8 protein-coding genes are annotated in these 8,632 nt (G+C 39.6%); all 8 read left to right on the top strand.

All coding sequences use genetic code 11. The annotated features are described in order from the left end of the window. On the top strand, positions 1-710 hold a 710-nt coding region (locus P20311_RS19080), incomplete at its 5' end, for a hypothetical protein (protein WP_050949649.1). Positions 711-790: 80 nt separating this feature from the next. Next, on the top strand, positions 791-1,045 hold the full coding sequence (locus tag P20311_RS17440) for a hypothetical protein (RefSeq protein WP_008115324.1): 255 nt from the start codon (positions 791-793) through the stop codon (positions 1,043-1,045). A 168-nt stretch (positions 1,046-1,213) separates the two neighbouring features. Next, positions 1,214-2,320: a serine hydrolase gene (locus tag P20311_RS17435; protein ID WP_008115323.1), complete on the top strand. Its 1,107-nt coding sequence runs from the start codon at positions 1,214-1,216 to the stop codon at positions 2,318-2,320. A 225-nt stretch (positions 2,321-2,545) separates the two neighbouring features. After that, positions 2,546-3,508 (top strand): oxidoreductase family protein, encoded by a 963-nt coding sequence (locus tag P20311_RS17430; RefSeq protein WP_008115317.1) that lies wholly within the window; start codon positions 2,546-2,548, stop codon positions 3,506-3,508. 133 nt (positions 3,509-3,641) lie between these two features. Then, positions 3,642-4,274 carry a uracil phosphoribosyltransferase gene (gene upp / locus P20311_RS17425; protein WP_008115315.1) on the top strand — a complete coding sequence of 211 codons (633 nt, stop codon included), beginning with the start codon at positions 3,642-3,644 and terminating at the stop codon, positions 4,272-4,274. A 9-nt stretch (positions 4,275-4,283) separates the two neighbouring features. Beyond that, positions 4,284-5,522, top strand: a complete 1,239-nt coding sequence (locus tag P20311_RS17420) for a uracil-xanthine permease family protein (protein ID WP_008115313.1) — start codon at positions 4,284-4,286, stop codon at positions 5,520-5,522. A gap of 148 nt (positions 5,523-5,670) precedes the next feature. Next, positions 5,671-7,410 (top strand): HAD-IIB family hydrolase, encoded by a 1,740-nt coding sequence (locus tag P20311_RS17415; RefSeq protein ID WP_036985292.1) that lies wholly within the window; start codon positions 5,671-5,673, stop codon positions 7,408-7,410. Beyond that, positions 7,403-8,623: a hypothetical protein gene (locus tag P20311_RS17410; RefSeq protein WP_008115311.1), complete on the top strand. Its 1,221-nt coding sequence runs from the start codon at positions 7,403-7,405 to the stop codon at positions 8,621-8,623. The genes P20311_RS17415 and P20311_RS17410 overlap by 8 nt, the downstream gene beginning before the upstream one ends. The last annotated feature ends 9 nt before the right edge of the window (positions 8,624-8,632 follow it).

Genomic DNA, 8,632 nt, shown 5'->3' with positions numbered 1-8,632 from the left:
AGTTCGGTTATTTTTTAGAAACTAATTGCAAAACTGGTGGAAGAGCAACATTCGCAAAGCGAAACGAAAATGTTGCTAATGAAGCTGCCGTAATAATTGGCGATGTTCTCCATAATCTTAGAGCTGCTATTGATCATGCATATTGGAATTGTACTGAGAGGTATGCAAAATCTGATGGAGAACGAAAAAGCATTCAATTTCCAATCACCTCAACAGAGACTGCCTTGAAAGACTCTGTTTTGACTGGTATACCTTCGAGAGTTTCGAAAGATTTTGCTCACGCACTAGCGAGTTTAAAGCCATATAGAGATGGTGGGAATATACTTCTTTGTGCCATTCACGACTTGGACGTTATGGATAAACACAAGTTATTAGTCCCAACAGGTAACTTCACGAAAATTAGTAGCTCAATGATTCAAAGACTGGTTCCTGATTTTCCATCTGGTTTAATGAATTGTGGCTTTGGTAATAATTATCGCGATGTTGGTTGGCAAGTACAGCCAATGACTTGGACACAGAGAAGAAAAGCCAAAGTGCCACCATCGAACATAATTGAGCAGGAATTAGATGTGCCCGTTGAAATTGTAATTGGTGACATAGATTCAACAAAACCAGCACTTCAAGTGCTGCAAGAGTTAATAGCACTGGCAAAAAGTACAATACAAACCTTGTATTCTGCAGCAGGCATAAAAGTTGAAGAAGCACTCTAACAAGCCAATTAAACCGACCTCAATACGCTATGCTCCTTTCGGCGGCTTATTGGGGTGTTAAATACCTAAATGGAGTTTAGATGAATATTCAAGTTTTTAGACCAAAACAATTTGTGGATATGGCGAGAGACTATAAGTTGTTTGCGGATGACGTAGAAGTTGCCACTATAAAAAGAGGGGTTACGCAAACAGTAAACATCCCTGATTCAACTAAAAACATTCAAGCGAAAATAGATTGGTGTTCAAGCCAAACTTTTCCTGTAGCCTCAATTACTGACAAAGGAATTATTATTAAAAATTCTTTTGGTAGTAATATATTCAAATTGCTTTTTTAACTATTTATTATGTCAGTTTCGGTAAAAGCAAATACTTATCGGTAACAAACGGTATTTAGTAAGAATATTCAAACGAAAAAAAACCGTTGGCTGTTTTCACACTGTTTAATATTTTAGCCAACTATTTCAAGTCTGTTTATATTGGCGTTTTACGAACTAAGGAAAGTTATGATTAAATCAATACTGATAATATTTACATTGTTTTTAGCTAGTCTTGCTACCGCTGAAGAGTTTACTGATGTGTCTGAGATCACAGAGCGCTTGGAAGATGACATACCAAAGATTTTAGATAAACACAAAGCTCCTGGTGTTGCACTTGCATTTGTCAATGGAAATAGAGTTCTAGAGTTTCGATCCTATGGTTTTGCCGACGTAGCAGCCAAAACTGAGATTACCCAAAGCACAATGTTTAACGTAGGGTCTATTTCTAAGCTGGTTACTGTTTGGGGAGTAATGCAACTTGTAGCTCAAGGCAAAGTCGATTTAGATGCGCCAATAAACCAATACCTCAAACGTTGGCAGATCCCTAAGTCTGAGTTTAACGCAAAAAAAGTAACATTGAGAAATATCTTATCTCACACTTCAGGCTTGTCACTTGGCCCATATACAGGCTGGGAGTCTCCAGAAAAGTTAACATCTATAGTTGACTCATTAAATGGCAATAACAATGGCGCCGGATCTGTTGAACTTATTCATGTGCCCGATACAAAATGGTCTTATTCTGGTGGTGGGTATTCAGTGGTGCAACTTTTAATTGAAGATGTGTCAGGCATGGCATTTGAAGACTATATGCAGCAATACGTGTTTAAGCCTCTAAATATGATGGATTCTACTTTTAACATTACTAAAAAAGTTATCAAAAAGTCGGCAACACCTTACGATAATTCCGGTAAAGTCACGGGCATGGTTTATTTTAATGAGAAAGCAGCTGCTGGTTTACAGACAACGCCAATAGACTTAGCCCGCTTTAATATGGCTGTGTTGCGCAACAACGATGGTGATTATAATGGTTTAGGGTTGCTACCAGAAAAATTAATTGATCTGATGATAAAGCCCGCGCCAAACACTAATGGGCGCTGGAGTATGAGCTATGTTGTTGACGCAAAGAATAGCAGTCTTGGCTTTGCTGGATTTAATCGTGGTTGGGTCTCGCTATCACGCTCTATTACTGACCTTAACTTTGGTTATGTGATTTTAAGTAATAGTAGTATTGGCGCAGTGAATAATGACATTGATAGTCTTATCCTTTCTATTGTTAAACAAAGCCATAACTAAAATGGATACAACAAAGTATTGCAGCGGGTAAAGCGTTCAATTCGACGATAAGTTTGTAGTGGCATAGTTAATTTTGCCACCCATTCAAAAACTAGCATTCGTTTTTTACATACTGGTTTGTGTAAAACCATATGGATTTATTTATTAAGAGCTTTGTTTTAAGACCTGTTATTAAAAACATCGTCTAATGTTAAACTAACTAAAATTTAGCAACCTAATTTGGCTATGTCTTTTTATCTTTCATTACTTACCCCGCATTTTGAACGTATAGCTATTGGCGAAACCCTAACCTCACTTTGGAGCGGCTGCGGCCATATTGTGAAGTGTCAGCTTGATGAGCAGGCCTGTGTAATTAAAGCGATTAAAGTACCCGATCACATTAATCATTCTAAAATTAAACAAAGTGCGTTTGCGCTTAATAGAAAACGTGACTCTTACCACGTTGAATATACGTTTTATCAGCAATTTAGCCATAAACTGCCCAAGCAAGCGGCAGCTATTGAATGCATTAAAGCAATCAACAAAGGTGATGAGTATGCCTTGGTGTTTAAAGACTTTTCAAAACAGGGATACACCCAAGCAACCACTGAGAATATAAAGGCGATATTAAAGTGGTTGGCACAGTTTCATGCCTTTCATTTAAATGCCTTTCATTTAAATACAAAGTTTGATGGCTTATGGCCGCAAGGAAGCTATTGGCATTTAGATACCCGGCCTGATGAATTTAATAACTTACCTGAAAAGTCCGATATTAAACAGGCTGCATCATTGTTAAACAGTGCGTTAAAGCAATGTAATTATAAAACGTTAATTCATGGTGATGCCAAGCTTGCTAATTTTTCCGCTAATAGCCAAGGGCATATACGCGGTTATGACTTTCAATATGTGGGTGCGGGTGTTGGGATGGTAGATGTTATGTATTTTATGACCAGTTGTTTGGATGATTCTGAGCTTCACAAACATGCACAAACTTACCTCAACTATTATTTTAGCCAGTTTAAAAACGCACTCAGTCACTACCAACCAGCAGTGAATGCGGATGACGTTATTGCACAATGGGCTCATTTATGGCCGGTGGCGTGGGCAGACTTTTATCGGTTTTTACTTGGGTGGAGCCCCGAGCACAAAAAAATTAACGGCTACATGCATGCTCAGGTAAATAATTGGTTAGCCAGTAACAACTCATAAACACAAAAAGTTGAACAGTTATGGCTAAATTAAATATTTTGGCACGAACTATGAAATCAGGGCTAAAATTAACAGTCAAACGGCCTGTTTTAATATAAAATACGTCAAATTTTTTATCACTAGGTTTATTACTATGGCTATTCACGTTATTTCTCACCCCCTTGTTCAACATAAGTTAGGTTTAATGCGCGCGCATGGAATTAGCACGAAAAGTTTTCGAGAGTTGTGTTCAGAAGTTGGCACATTATTAACTTACGAAGCCACTAAAAACCTAGAATTAGAAGATAACGAAATTACAGGTTGGGACGGTAATAAACTTAAAGTTGAGCATATTAAAGGTAAAAAAATTACCGTTGTGCCAATTTTACGCGCGGGCCTTGGGATGATGGACGGCGTAATGCAATTACTCCCAGCGGCTAAAGTGAGTGTAGTGGGTTTAGAGCGTAACGAAGAAACACTTGAGCCAGTACCTTATTTTGAAAAGCTAGTAGGTAATATTGATGAGCGTTTGAGCTTAGTGATTGACCCTATGCTGGCTACTGGTGGCTCTATGATCGCCACCATCGATATGCTTAAAAAAGCAGGCTGTAAAGAAATTAAAGTCATTGTACTGGTTGCTGCACCTGAAGGCGTTGAAAAAACATTAGCCGCTCACCCAGATGTAGAGATTTTTACAGCCTCAGTTGATAGCCACCTCAATGAAAAAGGCTACATTATCCCAGGATTAGGGGATGCAGGTGATAAAATTTTCGGTACGGTTTACTAGGGTTTAGCAGTGCAAAATAATTCTACGTTTTCAATAAAAACCATTTTAACGGGTGCCCAAATGCTATTTGTAGCGTTTGGTGCGCTGGTATTAGTGCCTATTTTAACCGGCCTCGATCCGAGTGTTGCGTTGTTTACCGCAGGTTTAGGTACTTTGTTGTTTCAATTTGTCACTAAAGGCCAAGTGCCTATCTTTTTAGCCTCGTCATTTGCGTTTATTGCACCCATTATTGCCTCAGTGCAAATGTGGGGAATACCCGTCACTATGGGCGGCTTAATGGCAGCGGGCTTTACTTATATGCTGTTGAGTTTATTGGTGAAGTTTAAAGGCACAAAAACCTTACATAAAATTTTGCCGCCAATTGTGGTCGGCCCAGTCATTATGGTGATTGGCCTAGCACTCGCGCCTGCGGCGGTTAATATGGCGATGGGTAAAAGTGGCGATGGTGGCACACAAATTATTGCCTACGACAGCGCTATTATTATTTCTATGTTCTCGTTGCTCGTTACTTTAGTGTTTGCCGTGTGGGGTAAAGGGGTATTTAAATTAATACCTATTTTAGCCGGTGTTGTTGCCGGTTACACGCTATCGTTATTTATGGGGATAGTGCAGTTTGAGGCCGTAAGTAATGCGCAGTGGCTAGCTGTACCAAACTTTGTGTTACCAGAGTTTAAATGGCAAGCCATATTATTTATGGTGCCGGTGGCAATTGCGCCTGCTATTGAACACATTGGCGACATGATGGCAATTAGCCAAGTTACAAAAAAAGACTATTTGAAAAAACCAGGGCTCCATCGCACTTTATTTGGTGACGGTTTAGCTACGTCTGCCGCATCCTTATTTGGTGGCCCACCGAACACCACTTACTCAGAGGTAACTGGTGCGGTAATGCTTACTAAAAACTTTAATCCTAAAGTAATGATGTGGACTGCCATTATCGCAATTTGCTTAGCATTTGTGGCTAAAATGGGCGCTAGTTTGCAAACCATTCCGGTGCCAGTAATGGGTGGCATAATGATTTTATTATTTGGCTCTATTGCGGTTATTGGTTTAAACACCTTAGTTAAATCGGGCGATGACTTAAGTGAGCCGCGCAATTTAAGTATTGTGGCACTTATTTTAATTTGTGGTATTGGTGGTATGTACATAGGTAGTAGTGAGTTCAGCCTAGAAGGTGTGAGCTTGTGTGCTATTTTAGGCATAGTATTAAACTTAGTATTACCCAAAGCACAGAGCAACCAGAGTTAAATTTGCACTGTGGCTAAAAATATTGCACCAAAAAAGCGCATTTTAAATGCGCTTTTTTTTTAACCTACTAAAAAGTAACAATAAATAATATTGGTCTAGTAACTGCATTTCCTTAGTCATACCCTATAGTTGACTCAGGGATTGTTATATGGAGACCAAGAGTGTGGATATAAATGCTTTTTTAGTAAAACACCAACTGCCGTTGAAATATCAGTATATTAGCGAGCAGTATTTTTCTGCTATTGCGCAGGACATTCTAACCAGTAAAAAAACAGCCCCTTTATTTGTCGCGATTAATGGCTGCCAAGGCTCAGGGAAAACCACTCTTGGTGATTATTTAGTAACTTGGTTTAGCCAAAATACCCACCTAAATTGTGTTGCGCTTTCTATTGATGACTTTTATTTATCAACTCAAAAACGCCAACAGTTAGCCCAAGATGTGCATTGTTTATTCGCCACTAGAGGCGTACCGGGTACACATGATGTTGCGCTGATGGATAACACCGTTAGTCGTTTATTAAATGCAGAAGTAAATGTACCGCTGCCGCGTTTTAATAAGCAACAAGATGAACCCGTAGCAAAAAACAAATGGTTAACCAATAGTCAGCCGGTCGATATTGTTATTTTAGAAGGGTGGTGTGTAGCCAGTGAACCACAGCAGCCTTTTACTTTAGTTGAGCCTATTAACGAGCTAGAAAAATCATACGATCAACAAGGGTTATGGCGTCGCTGTATTAACAGCTGTTTAGCCAATGAATATAAAACCGTTTTTGATAAAATCGATTATACAATTATGCTCAAAGCCCCGAGTTTTGATGATGTGTTTGCGTGGCGCCAAGAGCAAGAACACAAGTTAATTGCCAAGCAAGGGCAGGGCGCAGGCACTATGACTGATGAGCAGTTATTGTGGTTTATTTCTCATTTTGAACGCATCACGCGTGAAAACCTCAACACCCTTAGTGCTAAAGCAAATGCACTTATAGAGCTCGATAGTAATCGAGATGTAACTGCGATGGTGCTTACAAGCGATAGTATTGTACAACCTATCATTTTTACCGATTTAGATGGCACATTACTCAATCACAGAGATTACAACACCGATGCGGTAGATACCTTATTACAAGAGCTGCAATACAGCGGTGTACCTGTGGTATTTAATACCAGCAAAACATTTAGTGAAGTGGTGGCACTGCAACAAGCGCTTAATATTACACAGCCTTTCATTGTTGAAAATGGCTCGGCTGTTTATATTCCTAAAAATTATTTTAATCTCAGGCCAATTGGCTGCGGCGAATACCAAGGCTACTGGTGTTACTCGTTTGCTGCACCCATTAGCAATTTATGGACTGATTTAAAACGCTTAAAAAAAGACTACGGCGACCAATATAGTTTGTTTAGTGAGCTGACCAGTGAGCAGGTAATGAAAATGACAGGATTAAACCAGCTACAAGCAACGCAAGCACAAACCCGTCAATACTCAGATCCGCTCTACTGGCATGGCGATGAGCAGCAACTAAATGAATTTATCAATGCGATATCAGTATATGGCTACGAGGTTAAAGTAGGCGGGCGCTTTGTTCACATTGGAAAAAATACCGATAAAAGCATGGCTCAGCAATGGTTAGTGCAGCAGTTTAATACGCAGTTTACTAAAGCGCTGAGCATTATTGCGCTAGGGGATAGTGAAAACGATAAGCAAATGCTAGAAGAGGCTGATATCGCCATCATCATTACCAATCCAGAGAGTAAAAAGCCAGTTAAATTAACCTATAACAAAGCGCGCTATTCTCAATTGCCGGCACCGCTAGGCTGGGTTGAAGAAATTACAGCACTACCTTGTATTAACAGTATTTTACCCAGTTCTGAGGAGTATAGTTTACATGGCTGATTTTTATCAAAATGGCATTATTACAACACTACATAACATTGCCAATAGACCCGTAGACGATTTAGAAAAAGAGTTACTTGGCTTTAGTAAACAGCGACCAATGGGGCTTATATTGCCTTCATTATTTAGTGAGTTAGAAGGCCCTGCTTTACAAAATATTGTTAAAGAGCTGCAACAAGTACCGTATTTATCGCAAATAACTATAGGCTTAGACAGAGCCGACGAAAGCCAGTATCGCTATGCATTGAACTTTTTTAAATCGCTTGATCAAAACCATAAAGTGTTGTGGAACGATGGCCCACGTTTGCAGGCGCTCGATAAAGAGCTTCAAGCCTTAGGTGTGGCGCCACGTGAGCTCGGTAAAGGCCGTAATGTGTGGTATTGCATGGGGTATAAATTAGCCACCGCTGAGGTTGAATCAATCGCCTTGCATGACTGTGATATTTTAACTTATGACCGAGGCTTATTAGCGCGGTTAATATACCCTGTGGCACACCCTCGATTTAACTATGAGTTTTGTAAAGGCTTTTACCCGCGTACCGCCAATGGAAAAATTAATGGCCGTGTCTCTCGGTTATTGGTTACTCCGTTATTACGCTCGTTTAAAACCATATTAGGCAGCAGAGACTACCTTGAGTATATGGACTCGTTTCGTTACCCATTAGCCGGTGAATTTTCGTTTAGACGCGATGTATTAAACGATATTCGTATTCCTAGTGACTGGGGATTAGAAATTGGCGTATTAAGCGAGATGTACCGTAATTACTCCCATAACCGCTTATGCCAAGTTGATATTGCCGATAACTACGATCATAAACACCAAGAATTATCGTTGGATGACCAAACTGCTGGCCTTTCTAAAATGTCGATTGATATCACCAAAGCATTATTTAGAAAGTTAGCAACGCAAGGGGTTACCTTTACCAGCGAAACTATTCGCTCATTAAAAGCCACATATTACCGTATAGGTTTAGATTTTATTGAAACCTATCATAATGATGCACTAATGAACGGTTTAACCCTTGATATTCACCAAGAAGAAAAAGCGGTAGAAATGTTTGCACAAAATATTATGAATGCTGGCCAACACTTTTTAGAAAACCCAATGGAAGCGCCATTTGTGCCGAGTTGGAACCGTGTAGCTTCGGCGATGCCCGATGTACTAGATCGATTAAAAGAAGCCGTTGAGCTTGATAACGAACAATACAGTTAAATTGGTATA

Origin of the sequence: Pseudoalteromonas sp. BSi20311, assembly GCF_000239875.1 — a bacterium.
Taxonomy (GTDB): Bacteria; Pseudomonadota; Gammaproteobacteria; order Enterobacterales; family Alteromonadaceae; genus Pseudoalteromonas.
Note: the sequence above shows the minus strand (reverse complement) of the source record. Positions and strands in the feature narration are given on the sequence as shown.